We start from the raw sequence: 16,550 nt of genomic DNA, 5'->3' as shown, positions 1-16,550 counted from the left end.
ACTCCAATGACCGACGTGACCCGCGAGGAACTGCAATGCCTGGTCGATTTCGCCGGGCACGAGGCAATGGTTCGCCAGGCCGTCGGCCATGCGCTCTCTGATCCGCGCCGGCGCGTGCGTTTCCTCGGCCGCTATGCAAGCTGGAACGGCTTCTTCGGCTCGGGCGTGGCCGCCCTGGCCGGCAAGGTCGGCCGGTCGCGCGGCCTGTTCCTCGATCCCGAACAACCCGTGCATGCGCTGGCCGACCGCAGCGTGTACGTGGCCAGCTTCTTTTTCGACGCCGCGCGCGACGAATTCGACGATCACGAAAGCGTGCATCGCGACACCCATCGCTGCCTCGCGCAGTCGACCCTGAGCGGCCTGGTCGACTACGAAGTCACGCGCGGCGCGACCGATCTCGGCGATCCGGCCACGCTCAATGCCCTGCTCGACGACCCGCCGTGGCTGCGCGAGCTGAATGCCAAGGTCGCCGACGGTTACGGCGCGCGCAGCGCCGACGAACTCGCACCGATCTTCTCGGCGATCGGCTACCACCTTGGCTCCGAGCTTCTCGCCGACGCCGAGTTCTCGATCATCGACCAGACCCTGCGCGAGCAGGCCGGCGACCTCGTCGAGCACCTGCTGACCACGCGGGTAGCCATTGCCGGCCAGGAGCACGTCGCCTATCACTGGATCCCGATCCATTCCGGGCATGGCGGCGGTGCCGAGGCCGACCATTTCGAATGGGCCACCCAAGGCGCACGGCTCGCCTTCCGCTTCGTCTCGCCGACGCAGCACGCCGCGCTGCGCCGACAGATGCACGAAGGTTTCGAAGCTTTCGCCCGCGATCATCGCCGCTTCTTCACGCGCGTCAACGCCAGCGACGACTGAGCAAGACGCAAACGTTCATCGAGGACACCTGCATGGCCAGCATCAATTTCTTCGCGCGACTCACCAACCTGTGGAAGGGCTTCGTCTCGTTGTGGATCGCCGACGTCGAGAAGAACCACCCGGAGATCGCCTACGAGAACGCGATCAACGGCATGGTCGCCAAGTACACGCGCCTGAAGACCGCTACCGCGGCGATCATCCGCCGCCGCGAGGACATCGACCAGCGCGTCGACGCGGAAAACCGTGCGCTGGCCCAGGTCAACGCCGATCTCGAGACCGCGCTGGCGACCAACCAGGACGACCTCGCCCTCGTGCTGCTGCAGAAGAAGTCGGCGATCGAGGCGGAACTTGCCGCGATCGGGGTCGAGGCCGAGCAGGCCAAGGTCGATGCCGAGGACGCCAAGAGCGCCCTGCTCTCGGTCAAGACCGAGATTGGCAAGCTCAAGGCCGAACGCGACCGCATGCTCGCCAAGATGCAGAGTGCGCAGGCGCGCATCCAGATCCAGGCCCAACTCGACGGCCTCAGTGTCGAAGCCGACGTACAGGCGCTCGACAAGGTGCGCGACCACATCAAGACGACGATCGCCGAAGCCAACCTCGGCAAGGAGCTGCGCGATTCCGACCTCGACGTGCGCCTCGACAAGCTGCGCCAGTCCAGCGGCACCGTCACCGCACGTGCGCAACTCGATGAATTGAAGCGCCAGCGCGCCGCGCAGGCGCAGGGCGCGAACAAGCAGATGTGAGCACGATGGGCACGCCCACCTCTGCGCCGCTGCCGCGATGGGCGGAGACGATCCGCCGCAAGTACCTTGGCGGCGAGGCCACGGTCTTCGTCCTGTACAACAACGTCTTCGATGAAATCCTGCACGACGGGCGCAACTGGACGCTGGTCGACTTCCTCGTCGAGGTCCTGCTCAAGGACAACAAAGACACGATCCTCGTCTACGATCCATCCAGCGGCGTACGCTACGCCAAGCGCACCGGCGGCAGCGTGGCCGGTGAACCGCTCGGCGCGAACAAGCCGCCCGAGGAGGCACTCGCCGCGATCGAGCAGGAGATCTTGCTGCGCAACAGCGCGGCCCTGATCATCCCTTACGCCGGCAGCGTCGCCCCGCCCGGCGACGAGAGCTTCCTGTCCCTGCCCGACCGCATCGCCGCGATCCGCCTGCACCGCTGGTCGCTCAGCACGCAGCTGGCCGGCAAGGACAACGTGGTGTTCCTGCTGGTCGAATCGCTGCCGGAACTGAATCCACGCCTGATCGCCAACCCACGCGTCGGCGCGGTCGAGATTCCCCTGCCAGACCGCACTGAGCGCGCCGCGGTGATACGTCACGTCGACCCGTCCATCGATGCCGCCCACGTCGAGCGCCTGGCCGAGCACAGTGCCGGCCTGCGCGCCGTGCAACTCGCCCAGTTGTTGACGCCGCGTGGCACGGGTGCGCTCGCCGACAGCGATCGCCTCAGCCTGATCCGCACCCTGCTCGGCGACAGCCCCGATGCCGCCGAACGCGCCGGCAAGCTCGCCGCGATCACGCGCGGCATGGATACCGACGAGATCCGCCACCTCATCAATCCGGCGCATCCGCTGCCGGAAACCGACGCCGGCGATCCGTATGCCGAGGTCATCGAGCTGGTGCACAAGCGCAAGCGCGAGATCATCGAAAAGGAATGTTCCGGCCTGATCGAGTTCGTCGATGCGCGCCTCGGCCTCGACGCGGTCGGCGGCAACGCGCCGATCAAGGACGAGCTCATGCAGATCGCGCGCGCGATCCGTGCCGGCGACCGCAACCGCGTGCCGATGGGCCTGCTGTTCGTCGGCCCGATGGGCACCGGCAAGACCTTCGTCGCCAAGTGCTTCGTCAAGGACTCCGGCCTGTCCGCCGTGACCCTGAAGAACTTCCGCTCGAAATGGGTCGGCTCGACCGAGGCCAACCTCGAGAAGGTGCTCGGCATGGTGCGCGCGCTCGGACCGATCATCCTCATCATCGATGAAGGCGACCGCAGCTTCGGCGGAGATTCCGGCGACGGTGACGGCGGCACCTCCTCGCGCGTGATCGCAAGGCTCAAGGAGTTCATGAGCGATCCGGACAACCGCGGCAACGTGCTGTTCATCCTGATGACGAACCGGCCCGACAAGCTCGACATCGACATCAAGCGCGCCGGCCGCATCGACCGCAAGATCCCGTTCTTCTACCCCGACACGCCCGAGGACGTCGAAGCCGTGCTGAAGGCGTTGTTCGCGCGCTACCGCCTCGGCAATGCGATCGACTGGCCGGCCGCGCGCGAGCGTACCTCGGCGCGCCTGACCGGCTATTCCAACGCCGACCTCGAAGCGGTCACCCTGCTCGCCCTCGAATTCGCCGCCGACGCCTCGGCGGTCAACGCCGACGCTTTCGCGCGCGCGGTCGACGACTACGTGCCGGCGCGCGACTCGGCGATGCTCGAATACATGGAGACGCTGGCCGTGTTCGAGGCCTCGCGCAAGAGCATGCTGCCGGCACGTTTCCGCGACGTGCCGCCGGAAGTCCTGCACGAACGCCTGCGCGAACTGCAACGCGAACTGCGCATCCGCTGAACCCCAGGAGACAACCCATGACCTCGCCGCTGCCCCCATCGATCGAACTCCACCACCTCCAGTCCATCGTGCGCGCCATGCACGCCGTCGCCGAATCCGACGGCGTGCATGCGACCGAGCAGGTGATGCTGCGCGGCTTCTACGAAAGCTGCCAGCACGAGGCCGGTGCGCTGGCCTCGTTCGACGACATCGTGGCGACGCCGTTCGATGCGGCCACGGACGCCGCCGCGTTCGACACGCCGGAGCGCAAGGCCGTGCTGCTGCAGTCCTGCCTGCTGCTCGCCCATGCCGACGGCCGCTACAGCACAGGCGAGCGCGCATGCATCGCCTCGTTCGCCCAAGCGCTCGGCGTCGACGCGAGCACGCTCGGCGCCATCGAGGAAGGCATCGCCGATCACCTGTTGCAGCAGATCTCACGCATCAGCAACGTCGATGCACTGCGCCAGGTGGCCGACGAACTCGCGGCGAAGTAGTCGTCACCGTGGCACCTGGGCAGCGCACGGCCACGCACGCCTGGCACTGGCGTGAGCTGTTCGGCCTCGTCACGCTCGGCCTTGCCCTGCTTGCGCTCTGGCGCGTGCCATACATCGGCGCGCTGGTCTATCCGTTGCGCCTGTTCGCCACTTTCGTCCACGAACTCGGCCACGGCCTAACCGCCCTGGCGACCGGCGGCGAGTTCCAGCACTTCGTCGTCAATGCCGATCTCTCGGGCACCGCCTGGTCCGCTGGCGGCACCCGCTGGATGGTCATCAGCGCCGGCTATCTCGGCTGTGCGCTGACCGGTTGCAGCCTGCTCGCGCTCGCCGCACGCGGCGCGTCCGGGCGCGGCGTGCTCGGCACGCTCGGCGTACTGCTCGTGGCCGCCTGCCTGCTGTTCGTGCGCAATGCATTCGGCCTGGCCACCGGAATCGGCATCGGCCTCGCCCTCGTCCTCGCCGCCTGGCGCCTGCCGCCACTGTGGCGCGACGGCCTGCTGTCCGTGCTCGCCGTGCAGCTCGTGCTCGACGGCTTCAACAGCCTGTTCGACCTCGTCACACTCGCCGGCGATGCCGCCATCCACACCGATGCACGCACGATGGGAGAACTGACCGGTTTGCCGGCGACCTGGTGGGCGCTGGCATGGTCGGCCCTGTCCCTGGTCCTGCTCGCGCTGACCCTGCGCTTCGCCTATCGCCGCCGTACTGCGGCGCCGTGAGCGTACCGCCGATTCAGGCCGGCGCGTCCTCGTGGCCGAGCACGTCGAGGCCGAATCCGGCCAAGCCGACCATGCGCCGCGGCGTGCCGAGTACGCGCAGGTGGCGCACGCCGAGGTCGGCGAGAATCTGCGCACCGAGGCCGTGGCGGCGCCATTCGCGCACCGGGTCGGCGCTGGTCTTCGCCGAATTGCCGGCCAGCGCATCGAGCACGGCCGCATCGTCCTCGCCTTCGCCGAGCACGACGACCACGCCGCGCCCCTCGTCCGCAACCCGACGCAGGGCAGCCGTCACGGTAAGGCCGAGATCAGTCCGGCGCAGATGCAGCACGTCGCTCAGGGTGTTGCGCACGTGCACGCGCGTGAGCACGGGTTCGCCGTCATCGACCTGGCCGCGCACCAGCGCGTAGTGCAGCGAACCGCGCACCAGATCGCGCCAGACGACCAGGCGAAACGCGCCGAACTCGGTGTCGACGTCGACCTCATGCACGCGTTCGACGGTCTTCTCGTTCTCGAGGCGATGGCGGATCAGGTCGGCGATGGTGCCGATCTTCAGCCCATGCTTCGCGGCGAACACCTCGAGTTCGGGGCGCCGCGCCATCGTGCCGTCCTCGGCGAGGATCTCGACGAGCACACCGGCCGGTTCGAGCCCGGCCAGGGCGGCGAGATCGCTGGCCGCCTCGGTATGTCCGGCGCGCACCAGCACGCCACCTGGCTGTGCGGTCAACGGAAAGATGTGGCCGGGTTGCGAGAGATGCGCGGGCCGCGCATCGGGCGCCACCGCAGTACGGATCGTGTGCGCACGATCGTGCGCGGAAATGCCGGTGGTCACGCCTTCGGCGGCCTCGATCGACACGGTGAAGTTGGTATGGTGCGGCGAGGTGTTGTCGAGCACCATGGGCTTGAGGCCGAGCTGCGTGCAGCGCGCCGCGGTCAGCGACAGGCAGACCAGGCCACGTGCCTCGCGCACCATGAAGTTGACGTCCTCGGCACGCACCTTCTGCGCGGCCATGACCAGATCGCCCTCATTCTCGCGATCCTCGTCGTCAAGGATGACGACCATGCGTCCGGCGCGGATGTCATCGATGATCTCGGCAATCGTGGCAAAAGCCATGGCAGGTGTTCTCGTGGTTCGTCGGGCGCAGGGTCGGTCAGGCGCGATCTGCCGCACTCAGCCGCTCGGCATAGCGCGCCATCAGGTCGACTTCGAGGTTGACCGGGTCGCCGATGCCGCGCTGGCCGAAGCTCGTCACCGCCTGGGTGTGCGGAATGAGGTTGACGCTGAAGCGTGCGTCATGGACCGTGTTGACGGTCAGGCTGACGCCGTCGAGGCAGACCGAGCCCTTGGCCGCGATATAGCGCGCGAGGGGTGGTGGCACCTCGAAGGTCCAGCGCTGCGAGCGCGCGTCGCCTTCGACCGCGACGACGCGGGCGATGCCATCGACGTGGCCGCTGACCAGATGACCGCCGAGGCGGTCGTTGAGGCGCAGCGCCTTCTCGAGATTGACCGCCGCACCGACGACGAGTGCGCCCAGCGTGGTCAACGACAGGGTTTCGTTGGAGACATCCGCGGCGAAGCGCGTGCCGTCGATGTCGAGTGCAGTCAGGCAGACTCCGGCGACGGCGATGCTGTCGCCTTCGCGCACGTCATCGAGCCCCAGGGCGCCGGTATCGATGACGAGTCGCATATCGCCGCCGCGTGCCTCGCGGGTTTCGATGCGACCGATGGCCTGGACGATGCCGGTGAACACGTCAGCTCTCCCGGTCCGGACGCAGCAGCAGGCGCCAGTCGGCGCCGACGTTGCGCTGGTCGACCACGCGCAGGCGCCAGCGCGCGGCCATGTCGGCCAGCGGTGGCAACGCCAGCAGTGGGCGCGCGCGGTCGCCGAGCAGCACCGGCGCGACGTAGAGCAGCAGTTCGTCGACGAGACCAGCAGCAAACAGCGCACCACACAGCGTCGGTCCGGCCTCGACCTGCACTTCGTTGCAACCACGCCGGGCGAGTTCACCCAACATGGCATCGGCATCGAGATGGCCATTGCGCGCCCCGATCCCGCAGTACTCGGCCTTCGATACATTCTTGCCGGCCGACACCGATGCCTCGTGGAAGACGAGCGTCGGAGCGGCGCCGTTGAAGACCTGTGCACTCGGGGGAATGCGTCGTGCCGAATCGAGCACAACGCGCAGCGGCGGCACGCAGCCATCCGCAAGGATGGCCGGATCGCGCACCGTCAACGCCGGGTCGTCGGCGAGCACGGTGCCACTGCCGGTCAGGATCGCCGAACTGCGTGCGCGCCAGCGCTGCACGTCGGCGCGTGCGGCCTCGCCGCTGATCCATTTCGACGTGCCGTCGGCGAGCGCGCTGCGGCCGTCGAGGCTCAGCGCCAGCTTGATGCGCAACCATGGCCGAGCACGCTCCACGCGCGCGAAGAATCCACGGTTGAGCTCACGCGCGGCATCATGCATCAGGCCCACATCGACCGCGATGCCGGCCGCGCGCAGGCGATCGATGGCGCCCCCCTCGCGCTGGAATGCATCCGTGCAGGCAACGACGACGCGCGCGATGCCGGCGGCGATCAGCGCATCGGCACACGGCGGTGTGCGCCCGTGCAGGCCGCAGGGCTCGAGCGTGACGTAGGCCGTCGCCCCGCGCGCACGCGCACCGGCCTCGGCCAGCGCCAGCACTTCCGCATGCGCTTCGCCGGCGCGGCGATGCCAGCCGGTGCCGACCACCTGGTCGCCCTGAGTGATCACGCAACCGACCCGCGGGTTCGGCTGCGTGCTGCACAGACCGCGTTCGGCGAGGCGCAACGCCTGCGCCATGTGTGTCGGATCGGTTGCCGTGAGCATCGCGCGACCGGGGCGAGCCCGGGCCTAGACCCGGCCCTTGCGTGCGGCAGCGACCTCACCCAGCAAGGGAAGCTGCATGCCCTCGATCGAGGGCAGATCGCGCTCGAGGCGCTCGATCTCCTCGCGGAACGCCTGCACGTCCTCGAAGCTGCGGTAGACCGACGCAAAGCGCACGTAGGCGACCTGATCGAGCTTCTTCAGTTCGAGCATGACCAGCTCGCCGACGCGCAGCGACGGAAGTTCGCGCTCGCCGCTGCGACGCAGTTCATCGACGACCGCGCGTACCGCGGCATCGACGGCATCGCTGGCCACTGGCCGCTTCTGCAGCGCGCGATCGAAGCTCGTACGCAACTTGTGCTCGTCGAAGGCCTCGCGCCGGCCATCGCTCTTGACGATCGCCGGCATCTTGATCTCGGCCGTCTCGAACGTATTGAACCGCTCCCCGCAGTGCTCGCAACCGCGCCGCCGCCGGATCGTGCCGCCGTCCTCGGACACGCGCGAATCGATCACGCGGGTGTCTTCATGCTGGCAGAAGGGGCAATGCATCAGGAGTCGGGGATCAGGGGTTGGGGATTGGGGATTCGGAAGAGCGAGGTTGCAGGGTCGGGCTGGAGCGCAACGCGCGGACATGCGTCAGTCCGCCTTTTACCGAACCCCCAATCCCGAATCCCGTCTCCTCAGCCATACACCGGAAACCGCGCACACTGGGCGGCGACCTTGTCGCGAACCGCAGCGATGACGGCTGGATCGTTCGGCGCATCGAGGACGTCGGCGATCCAGCCGGCGAGTTCGACCGTATCGGCTTCAAGGTATCCGCGCGTGGTGATCGCCGGAGTGCCCAGACGCAGGCCGGACGTGACGAAGGGCGAGCGCGGATCGTTTGGCACGGCGTTCTTGTTGACCGTGATGTGGGCCTTGCCGAGCGCGGCTTCCGCGTCCTTGCCGGACACGTCCTTGCCGATCATGTCGACCAGCATCAGATGGTTCCGCGTGCCGCCCGAGACGATGCGGTAGCCGCGTGCGATCAATGTGCCCGCCATTGCCTGCGCGTTCTTCACCACCTGCTGCTGGTAGACCTTGAACGCCGGCTCGAGTGCTTCCTTGAAGGCCACCGCCTTGGCCGCGATGACGTGCATGAGCGGGCCGCCCTGGATACCCGGAAACACGATCGATTGCAGCTTCTTCTCGATCTCCTCGCCGGCACCACTGGCGACGATGATGCCGCCGCGCGGACCACGCAGGGTCTTGTGCGTGGTCGAGGTGACCACATGGGCGTGCGGCAGCGGGCTCGGATAGACGCCGGCGGCGACGAGGCCGGCGACGTGGGCCATGTCGACGAACAGGATCGCACCAACCTTGTCGGCGATCGCGCGGAAGCGTGCCCAGTCGACCACCTGCGAATACGCACTGAAGCCCGCCACGACCATCTTCGGCCGGTGCTCGACGGCGAGCCGCTCGACCTCGTCGTAGTCGATCAGGCCCTGATCGTTGACACCGTACTGGACGGCATTGAACAGCTTGCCCGAAGCGTTGACCTTGGCGCCGTGGGTCAGGTGCCCGCCGTGGGCCAGCGACATGCCGAGGATCGTGTCACCCGGGTTGAGCAGGGCGAAGTAGACCGCCTGGTTTGCCTGCGACCCCGAGTGCGGTTGCACGTTGGCGTAGTCGGCACCGAACAGTTGTTTGGCACGCTCGATGGCGAGCCGCTCGGCAACGTCGACATGCTCACAGCCGCCGTAGTAGCGCTTGCCGGGATAGCCTTCGGCGTACTTGTTGGTCAGCACGCTGCCCTGCGCCTCGAGCACGCGCGGACTGGCGTAGTTCTCCGAGGCGATCAGTTCGACGTGATCCTCCTGACGCTTCGCCTCGGCCGCGATCGCCGCGGCAAGTTCCGGGTCGTAACCCTCGATGCGCGAATCGCGTGGGAACATCGTCGCAACCCCGTCTGGCCGGAAAAGATGCGCATGGTACCGCGTTGTGGTGCCGGGCTGGCAGCGGCGGCGGCCCGGAAACTGCGGAAAACCGGGCCGGGGCATGACGCGTGCATGTCCGATCGGCGATAATCCGCGCCCTTTCATCCTGCGCACGGCCCGGGCCCGGCCCGCCGGCCGGCGCGCCCATTCCCCGGAGTTGGCATGCAGTACATCTACACGATGATCGGCGTCAGCAAGGTCGTCCCGCCGAAACGCCAGATCATCAAGGACATCTCGCTGTCGTTCTTCCCCGGCGCGAAGATCGGCCTGCTCGGCCTCAACGGCGCCGGCAAGTCGACCGTGCTCAGGATCATGGCCGGTGTCGATACCGACTACCAGGGCGAGGCGCGGCCGAATCCCGGCACCAAGATCGGCTACCTCGAACAGGAACCCAAGCTCGATCCGGAAAAGACCGTGCGCGAGGTCGTCGAGGAAGGCGTCTCCGAGATCATGAACGCGCAGGCGCGCCTCGACGAGGTCTATGCCGCCTACGCCGAGGAAGGCGCCGATTTCGACAAGCTCGCCGCCGAACAGCAACGACTCGAAAACCTGCTCGCCGCCAGCGATGCGCACGCCCTCGAACGCCAGCTCGAAGTGGCCGCCGATGCGCTGCGCCTGCCGCCGTGGGATGCGAAGGTCGGCAACCTCTCCGGCGGCGAGAAGCGCCGTGTCGCCCTGTGCCGCCTGCTGCTGTCCAAGCCCGACATGCTCCTGCTCGACGAGCCGACCAACCACCTCGACGCCGAATCGGTGGAATGGCTCGAGCACTTCCTCGCCGACTTCCCCGGCACCGTCGTCGCGGTCACCCATGACCGCTACTTCCTCGACAACGCCGCCGAGTGGATCCTCGAGCTCGACCGCGGCCGCGGCATTCCGTGGAAGGGCAACTACTCTTCGTGGCTCGAACAGAAAGACGAGCGACTCAAGCAGGAAGAGAACCAGGAGAAGGCGCGCCAGAAGGCTATCCAGCGCGAGCTCGAATGGGCGCGTCAGAATGCCAAGGGCGGCCGCAGCAAGGGCAAGGCGCGCCTCGCCCGCATCGAGGAACTGCAATCCGTCGACTATCAGAAGCGCAACGAGACCAACGAGATCTTCATCCCGCCCGGTGAGCGCCTCGGCGCCTCGGTGATGGAGTTCAAGGGCGTGTCGAAATCGTTCGGTGACCGCTTGCTGATCGATGATCTCAGCTTCGTCGTGCCGGCCGGCGCCATCGTCGGCATCATCGGCCCGAACGGCGCCGGCAAGTCGACCTTGTTCAAGATGATCACCGGCCAGGAAAAGCCCGACAAGGGCGAGATCCTCAAGGGCCAAACCGTCAACATTGCCTATGTCGACCAGAGCCGCGACAAGCTCGAAGGCAACCACAACGTCTTCCAGGAAGTCTCCGGCGGCGCCGACATCCTCAACATCAACGGCATCGAGATCCAGTCGCGCGCCTACATCGGCCGCTTCAACTTCAAGGGGCCGGACCAGCAGAAGCTGGTCGGCACGCTCTCCGGTGGCGAACGCGGTCGCCTGCACCTGGCCAAGACCCTGCTGCAGGGCGGCAACGTGCTGCTGCTCGACGAACCCTCGAACGACCTCGACATCGAGACCCTGCGCGCGCTCGAGGACGCCCTGCTCGAATTCCCGGGCAATGCCTTCGTGATCTCCCACGACCGCTGGTTCCTCGACCGCATCGCCACCCATATCCTCGCCTTCGAGGGCGATTCGCATGTCGAGTTCTTCCAGGGCAACTACCGCGAATACGAGGAAGACAAGAAGCGCCGCCTCGGCGAGGAGGCAGCCAAGCCGCACCGGCTGCGCTACAAGAAGCTGGCGTGATTGGGGTCGGGAATTGGGGATTGGGGAATCGTTGCAGCATCGCGCCTGCAGGCGCTCCTACAAACATTGACCCGTAGGAGCGCCTTCAGGCGCGATGCCTTGATTCCGCCGGAAGGATGGCGTGTCTCGAGCGGAGGGTCCGATGAGCTTCATGCAATCGCTGCGCGCAGCGTGGCAGCGCAATGATTCACTCGTCTGTGTCGGGCTGGACCCGGAACCTGCGCGCTTTCCGGCACGCTTCGCCGGTGATGCGGATGCGGTGTTCACGTTCTGCCGCGACATCGTCGACGCCACCGCCGACCTGGTTTGCTGCTTCAAGCCGCAGATCGCCCACTTCGCCGCGCTCGGTGCCGAGGATGCGCTGGAACGCCTGATCGCGCATGTCCACGCGCACCAGCCCGGAGTGCCGGTCATCCTCGATGCCAAGCGCGGCGACATCGGCTCGACCGCGCAGCACTATGCGCACGAAGCCTTCGAACGCTTCCGCGCCGATGCGGTGACGGTTAACCCGTATCTCGGCCGCGACTCGGCCCAGCCTTTCCTCGACCGCGCCGACAAGGGTGTGGTCGTGCTGTGCCGCACTTCGAATCCGGGTGCGCGCGAGCTGCAGGATCTCGACGTCGGCGGACGGCCGCTCTACCAGCACGTCGCCGAACGCGTCGCCACCGAATGGAACACGCACGGCAACTGCCTGCTCGTCACCGGCGCCACCTGGCCCGGCGAGCTCGCCGCGGTGCGCCGCCTGGTCGGCGACATGCCCCTGCTCGTACCCGGCGTCGGCGCGCAGGGCGGCGATGTCGCAGCAGTGGTGCGCAATGGCTGCTCGGCCGATGGCTGTGGCCTGCTGGTCAGCTCGTCGCGCGCGATCCTCTACGCCAGCGCGGATGACGACTACGCCGATGCCGCCCGCCGCGCCGCGCTGGAGTTGCGCGAGACGATCAATGTTTGCAGACGCCAGGGATGCGCTGAGTAGCCTCGCAATGGCGTCATGGCCGCTCATCGGGGATCGACCCGCTACGACATTCCGGGCTTGACACCCGATGGGGGACGCATTCTCGCCCCTGTTATCGGGCTGCGCGAGCCACTACCCTGCGCACATGCGCACCGTTGCCCTCACCGGCGGGATCGCCTCGGGAAAATCGGCCGTGGCGGACCGCTTCGCCGCGCTGGGCATCGACATCATCGATGCCGACCTGGTTGCGCGTGAACTGGTGGAGCCAGGCATGCCGGCGCTCGACGAGATCGTCACGGCGTTCGGCGACGGCGTGCTCGGCGCCGACGGTCGCCTCGACCGCCGCGCGATGCGCGCGCGCGTGTTCAACGACAATGACGCGCGCCTGCGCCTCGAGGCCATCCTGCACCCACGCATCCGCACCACGATGCGCCAGCGCGCCGAAACAGTGGACAGCGCCTACGGCATCGTCGCCGTGCCGCTGCTCGTCGAAGCCTGGCCGCATTACGCCTGGGTCGACCGCGTGCTCGTCGTCGATGTGCCACGTGAAGTGCAGATCGCACGCCTGACCGCGCGCGACGGCGTCGACCGCGCACTGGCCGAAGCCATGCTCGACGCCCAGGCCAGCCGCGAACGGCGCCTCGCCCTCGCTGACGACATCATCGAGAATGCCGGCTCACTGGCCGAACTCGATGCCGCCGTGGCGGCCTTGCATGCGCGCTATCTCGCCCTGCGTGACGATGCGCCGACTGAATTCACCGATCGCGACTGAAGCCGCTCCCAAAAAACCACGCCACTGTGGGGGCGGCTTCAGCCGCGATGCTCTGTTCGTGCAACACCACAAAGAACCAGCCTCGCCGCTGATGCAACCCCTGCATGTCACCGCTGGTGATGCTCCGGCTGTACGAGGCCACAAAGAACGAGCATCACACCCGCAGGCGATTCCTTCGAAGCATCCAGAAACAAGAACGGGCACCTCGCGGTGCCCGTCGTGTGTGTGTCCCGTGGCGAGCGCGCTCAGGCACCCTTCTTCCACTGACCGAGTGCGGCAAGGCCGTTTTCCCGGGCACGCTGGGCGACGGTCTTCTGCGCGTCGGCAAAATTCGCCGCCATGTCGACGCTCCACAGCTTGAGCGCCGCCTGCTGCATCGCGCGCCCGTAGGAGAACGACAGTGGCCACGGATGCGGGCCCTGCTGGTTCATCGCGTTGAGGTGGGCGGTGGCCTGCTCGTCGCTCTGGCCGCCCGAGAGGAACACGATGCCCGGCAGCGAGGCCGGCACGGCCGACTTCAGGCAACGGATGGTCATTTCCGCGACCTCGTCGACACCGGCCTGGTCGGCGCAGCTCTTGCCGGAGATGACCATGCTGGCCTTGAGGATCGTGCCCTCGAGCAGGACGTTCTGCTCGTACAGCGACGAGAACAGGCTGCGCAGCGTGGCCTCGGTGACGTCGTAGCACTCGTCGATGTCGTGCTCGCCATCCATCAACACCTCGGGCTCGACCATCGGCACGATGCCGGCTTCCTGACACAGCGCAGCGTAGCGGGCCAGGGCATGGCAGTTGGCCTCGATGCAGGTGCCGCTTGGCGCATCGGCTGCGATGGTGATGACGGCGCGCCACTTGGCGAACTTGGCGCCGAGCTTGGCGTACTCGTTGAGGCGATCGCGCAGGCCGTCGAGGCCTTCGGTGACGAGTTCGCCAGGGAAACCGGCCAGCGGGAACGGCCCCTTGTCGACCTTGATGCCCGGCAGCATGCCGGCATCGAGCATGAGCTTGGTGAACGGCACGCCGGCCTTGGTCGACTGCCGGATCGTCTCGTCGTAGAGGATCGCGCCGGAAATATGCTGGTTGAGGCCCGGTGTGGTCAGCAGCATTTCGCGATACGCGCGGCGATTCTCTTCGGTGTTCGGCACGCCGACTGCGTCGAAGCGCTTCTTGATCGTGTTGTTCGACTCGTCGATCGCGATGATGCCCTTGCCCGGGGCGACCATGGCCTGGGCGATGCTCTCAAGCTGCTCGATACTCATTGCGGACTCCGGCAAGCGATGGACACGCACGCGCTCGGTGCGAGTGCGCGGAAAGCGCGGGATTATAGGTCAGAAACCCGGGCGAAGCAGGCCGGGACAGGCCGTGGATCGCACGGCCGGGGCTCCTATGGCGAGGTTTTGTCAGCCGCATCCGGTTCCACAGGGGGAGTTCCCACGGGCGGCGTGCCGACACGCGCGGCCGGGTCGCTCCAGCGCAGCGGCGGAATGACGCACTTCTGCATGACCGCGCTGCGCGCCTCGGGGTCGGCCGGCAGGTTGAACGGAAAGATCAACGAGCTGAACACGCGATCACGGCCAGCATTGGAGATGGTCGGCTCGAACTCAAGTCCGGCGGCCGCACTCGCCGCGACCGTGCCGAGATCGCCGGGTGGCTCGACCCGCTGCACCTTGACGTTGCTGGTGCGGCCGTTCTTCTCGACCACGAAGGACACCGCCGCACAGCCGGGCTCGGTCATGCGCCGACCGCCGAGCGGAACATCGGCCGCGACCGAAGCATGGATCAACACCCAGTACTTCTCGAGCGCCTCGGGCGTGACCGAGCGCGGCGCCTGCTGGGCGATGGCGAGTGCCGGCACGAGGGCGAGGCCGGCGGCGAGAACGAGGCGTGCGGACATGAGCGGACTCCCGGTTCGCGGAGGGCGAGAGCATAGCGAAGATCTGGGATTCGGGATTGGCGATTCGGAAGATCAAAAGAAGCGATTCCAGCGCCGACATTCTCTTGATTTTCCCAATCCCCAATCCCGAATTACCAATCCCGGCCTGCGCCGGCGAAAGCTCACAAATCCCCCAACCCGATCGCCAGCCCGCCCGCGCCCACGCGCAGCAGCTTCAAGGTATTGGTGCCGCCGAGCTGACCGGTGTGATCGCCGTTGGTCAGGATCACGCGGTCGTCCTCGGCGAGGTGACCAAGATCGAACAGGTGCTGGATCGCCGCACGCGCCGCCTGGGTCGGTCCGACGTCGTGCGGATCGAACTCGATCGGAAAAACATCGCGATAGAGCAGCATGCGCCGGCGTGCGCGCACGTTGCGCGACAAGGCATAGATCGGCACGCTGGAACGATGCCGTGACAACCAGCGCGCCGTCGCACCGGACTCGGTCAGGGCGACGATCGCACGCACACCGATGCGCGCGGACAGGAACATGGTTGCCAGCGCGATCGCCTGATCGGTGCGATCGAGCGGTTCGCGGCCCGGCGCGAAGTCGTCGCCCGCCTCGAACTGGCGCTCGGCACCGAGGCAGACGCGACGCATCGCCGCCACGGCCTTTTCCGGATGGCGCCCCGAGGCGGTTTCCTGCGAGAGCATGACCGCATCGGTGCCGTCGATGACCGCATTGGCCACGTCGAGTACCTCGGCGCGTGTCGGGATCGGCGACTCCACCATCGACTGCATCATCTGCGTCGCGGTGATCACGATACGGCTGCGCTCGAGCGTCTCGCGGATGATCTTCTTCTGCAGGCCAGGCAGTTCGGCGTCGCCGATCTCCACGCCAAGATCACCGCGCGCGACCATGACCACGTCGGCGGCATCGACGATCTCGCCGAGCGCGCCGATCGCCTCGCTGCGCTCGATCTTGGCAACCACCGCCGCATCACCGCCGGCCTCACGCAGCAAGGCACGCGCCTGTTCGACATCGGCCGCGTCCTTGACGAAGGACACGGCGAGGAAGTCGACGCCAAGCTCGGCGGCGAGGCGGATGTCGGCGCGATCCTTGTCCGACAGGGCGGCGACGGTGAGGCCTCCGCCGAGACGATTGATGCCCTTGCGGTCGGACAGGCGCCCACCGACCAGGACGCGGCACCGCACCTGTTGTGGCACCACATCGATCACTTCCAGCGCAATCAGGCCGTCGTCGAGCAGCAGGGTGTCCCCCGGCCTCACGTCGCGCCAGAGTTCGTGGTAACCGACGCCGACCCGAGCCGCGTCACCGGCCGGCGCATCCGGCCGACAGTCGAGCGTGAACGCTGCGCCGACCTCGAGATGGACTGCACCTTCGGCGAACCGCTCGACGCGGATCTTCGGACCCTGCAAGTCACCGAGGATGGCCACCTCGCGGCCCAGTTCCACGGCCACCTCGCGCACCGCGGCGGCGCGCGCGCGATGATCGTCGGCCTCGCCATGGGAGAAATTGAGACGCACGACATCGGCGCCCTCGGCGAGCACGCGCTTGAGCATGCCGGGGACATCCGTCGCCGGGCCCAGTGTTGCGATGATGCGCGTGCGCCGCAGATGTGCCGACATGTTGCCTCCCTGGATGACATGCG

16 protein-coding genes are annotated in these 16,550 nt (G+C 67.3%); 8 read left to right on the top strand and 8 right to left on the bottom strand.

Translation table 11 applies throughout. From position 1 onward, the window contains the following. Window positions 1-6: 6 nt before the first annotated feature. The 5 genes from KF907_RS08455 to KF907_RS08435 are packed head-to-tail and all read left to right on the top strand — an operon-like array spanning window position 7 to window position 4,640. Window positions 7-870, top strand: coding sequence for a hypothetical protein (locus KF907_RS08455; protein WP_291219727.1), 864 nt, complete (start codon window positions 7-9; stop codon window positions 868-870). A 32-nt stretch (window positions 871-902) separates the two neighbouring features. Beyond that, window positions 903-1,613, top strand: coding sequence for a PspA/IM30 family protein (locus KF907_RS08450; protein WP_291219725.1), 711 nt, complete (start codon window positions 903-905; stop codon window positions 1,611-1,613). 5 nt (window positions 1,614-1,618) lie between these two features. Beyond that, on the top strand, window positions 1,619-3,445 hold the full coding sequence (locus KF907_RS08445; protein WP_291219723.1) for an ATP-binding protein: 1,827 nt from the start codon (window positions 1,619-1,621) through the stop codon (window positions 3,443-3,445). A 17-nt stretch (window positions 3,446-3,462) separates the two neighbouring features. Beyond that, window positions 3,463-3,918 (top strand): DUF533 domain-containing protein, encoded by a 456-nt coding sequence (locus KF907_RS08440; protein ID WP_291219721.1) that lies wholly within the window; start codon window positions 3,463-3,465, stop codon window positions 3,916-3,918. Between the two features lie 8 nt (window positions 3,919-3,926). Next, on the top strand, window positions 3,927-4,640 hold the full coding sequence (locus tag KF907_RS08435) for a M50 family metallopeptidase (RefSeq protein ID WP_291219719.1): 714 nt from the start codon (window positions 3,927-3,929) through the stop codon (window positions 4,638-4,640). Between the two features lie 13 nt (window positions 4,641-4,653). Here the strand turns inward: KF907_RS08435 and ribB are convergent, their stop codons facing one another. The 5 genes from ribB to glyA form a co-directional block, all read right to left on the bottom strand. Beyond that, window positions 4,654-5,751, bottom strand: a complete 1,098-nt coding sequence (gene ribB, locus KF907_RS08430; RefSeq protein ID WP_291219718.1) for a 3,4-dihydroxy-2-butanone-4-phosphate synthase — start codon at window positions 5,749-5,751, stop codon at window positions 4,654-4,656. 37 nt (window positions 5,752-5,788) lie between these two features. Continuing rightward, entirely contained in the window at window positions 5,789-6,388 is a 600-nt protein-coding gene (locus tag KF907_RS08425; RefSeq protein WP_291219716.1) for a riboflavin synthase, read from the bottom strand. 1 nt (window position 6,389) lies between these two features. Continuing rightward, the gene (ribD, locus tag KF907_RS08420) at window positions 6,390-7,460 is read right to left on the bottom strand and encodes a bifunctional diaminohydroxyphosphoribosylaminopyrimidine deaminase/5-amino-6-(5-phosphoribosylamino)uracil reductase RibD (RefSeq protein ID WP_291219714.1); all 1,071 of its coding nucleotides are present in this window, start codon (window positions 7,458-7,460) and stop codon (window positions 6,390-6,392) included. Between the two features lie 51 nt (window positions 7,461-7,511). Beyond that, window positions 7,512-8,033, bottom strand: coding sequence for a transcriptional regulator NrdR (nrdR, locus tag KF907_RS08415; protein WP_291219712.1), 522 nt, complete (start codon window positions 8,031-8,033; stop codon window positions 7,512-7,514). A gap of 131 nt (window positions 8,034-8,164) precedes the next feature. Then, window positions 8,165-9,418, bottom strand: a complete 1,254-nt coding sequence (gene glyA / locus KF907_RS08410; RefSeq protein ID WP_291219710.1) for a serine hydroxymethyltransferase — start codon at window positions 9,416-9,418, stop codon at window positions 8,165-8,167. Between the two features lie 204 nt (window positions 9,419-9,622). Between glyA and ettA the strand changes: the two genes are divergently transcribed. The 3 genes from ettA to coaE all read left to right on the top strand — a co-directional run bounded on the left by ettA (window position 9,623) and on the right by coaE (window position 13,008). Further along, a complete protein-coding gene (gene ettA / locus KF907_RS08405) occupies window positions 9,623-11,284 on the top strand; it encodes an energy-dependent translational throttle protein EttA (RefSeq protein WP_291219708.1) in 1,662 nt (553 codons plus the stop codon). Between the two features lie 142 nt (window positions 11,285-11,426). Further along, window positions 11,427-12,257 (top strand): orotidine-5'-phosphate decarboxylase, encoded by an 831-nt coding sequence (pyrF, locus tag KF907_RS08400; protein ID WP_291219706.1) that lies wholly within the window; start codon window positions 11,427-11,429, stop codon window positions 12,255-12,257. 124 nt (window positions 12,258-12,381) lie between these two features. Next, a complete protein-coding gene (gene coaE / locus KF907_RS08395) occupies window positions 12,382-13,008 on the top strand; it encodes a dephospho-CoA kinase (protein WP_291219704.1) in 627 nt (208 codons plus the stop codon). Between the two features lie 245 nt (window positions 13,009-13,253). Here the strand turns inward: coaE and KF907_RS08390 are convergent, their stop codons facing one another. The 3 genes from KF907_RS08390 to pyk all read right to left on the bottom strand — a co-directional run bounded on the left by KF907_RS08390 (window position 13,254) and on the right by pyk (window position 16,527). Beyond that, window positions 13,254-14,264 carry a class I fructose-bisphosphate aldolase gene (locus KF907_RS08390; RefSeq protein ID WP_291219703.1) on the bottom strand — a complete coding sequence of 337 codons (1,011 nt, stop codon included), beginning with the start codon at window positions 14,262-14,264 and terminating at the stop codon, window positions 13,254-13,256. Between the two features lie 125 nt (window positions 14,265-14,389). After that, window positions 14,390-14,899: an energy transducer TonB gene (locus KF907_RS08385; protein WP_291219701.1), complete on the bottom strand. Its 510-nt coding sequence runs from the start codon at window positions 14,897-14,899 to the stop codon at window positions 14,390-14,392. Between the two features lie 161 nt (window positions 14,900-15,060). Further along, window positions 15,061-16,527: a pyruvate kinase gene (gene pyk / locus KF907_RS08380; RefSeq protein ID WP_291219699.1), complete on the bottom strand. Its 1,467-nt coding sequence runs from the start codon at window positions 16,525-16,527 to the stop codon at window positions 15,061-15,063. Window positions 16,528-16,550: the final 23 nt, after the last annotated feature.

The sequence above is a fragment of the Dokdonella sp. genome, assembly GCF_019634775.1.
In the GTDB taxonomy this organism is placed as follows: domain Bacteria; phylum Pseudomonadota; class Gammaproteobacteria; order Xanthomonadales; family Rhodanobacteraceae; genus Dokdonella.
This window is presented reverse-complemented; position numbering and strand designations above follow the sequence as displayed.

What these genes read in the sequence shown, in the direction of transcription:
- KF907_RS08455 (WP_291219727.1), top strand. Translation starts at nt 7, where the DNA reads ATGACCGACGTGACCCGCGAGGAACTGCAATGCCTGGTCGATTTCGCC.
- KF907_RS08450 (WP_291219725.1), top strand. Translation starts at nt 903, where the DNA reads ATGGCCAGCATCAATTTCTTCGCGCGACTCACCAACCTGTGGAAGGGC.
- KF907_RS08445 (WP_291219723.1), top strand. Translation starts at nt 1,619, where the DNA reads ATGGGCACGCCCACCTCTGCGCCGCTGCCGCGATGGGCGGAGACGATC.
- KF907_RS08440 (WP_291219721.1), top strand. Translation starts at nt 3,463, where the DNA reads ATGACCTCGCCGCTGCCCCCATCGATCGAACTCCACCACCTCCAGTCC.
- ribB (WP_291219718.1), bottom strand. Translation starts at nt 5,751, where the DNA reads ATGGCTTTTGCCACGATTGCCGAGATCATCGATGACATCCGCGCCGGA.
- ribD (WP_291219714.1), bottom strand. Translation starts at nt 7,460, where the DNA reads ATGGCGCAGGCGTTGCGCCTCGCCGAACGCGGTCTGTGCAGCACGCAG.
- nrdR (WP_291219712.1), bottom strand. Translation starts at nt 8,033, where the DNA reads ATGCATTGCCCCTTCTGCCAGCATGAAGACACCCGCGTGATCGATTCG.
- glyA (WP_291219710.1), bottom strand. Translation starts at nt 9,418, where the DNA reads ATGTTCCCACGCGATTCGCGCATCGAGGGTTACGACCCGGAACTTGCC.
- ettA (WP_291219708.1), top strand. Translation starts at nt 9,623, where the DNA reads ATGCAGTACATCTACACGATGATCGGCGTCAGCAAGGTCGTCCCGCCG.
- pyrF (WP_291219706.1), top strand. Translation starts at nt 11,427, where the DNA reads ATGAGCTTCATGCAATCGCTGCGCGCAGCGTGGCAGCGCAATGATTCA.
- coaE (WP_291219704.1), top strand. Translation starts at nt 12,382, where the DNA reads ATGCGCACCGTTGCCCTCACCGGCGGGATCGCCTCGGGAAAATCGGCC.
- KF907_RS08390 (WP_291219703.1), bottom strand. Translation starts at nt 14,264, where the DNA reads ATGAGTATCGAGCAGCTTGAGAGCATCGCCCAGGCCATGGTCGCCCCG.
- KF907_RS08385 (WP_291219701.1), bottom strand. Translation starts at nt 14,899, where the DNA reads ATGTCCGCACGCCTCGTTCTCGCCGCCGGCCTCGCCCTCGTGCCGGCA.
- pyk (WP_291219699.1), bottom strand. Translation starts at nt 16,527, where the DNA reads ATGTCGGCACATCTGCGGCGCACGCGCATCATCGCAACACTGGGCCCG.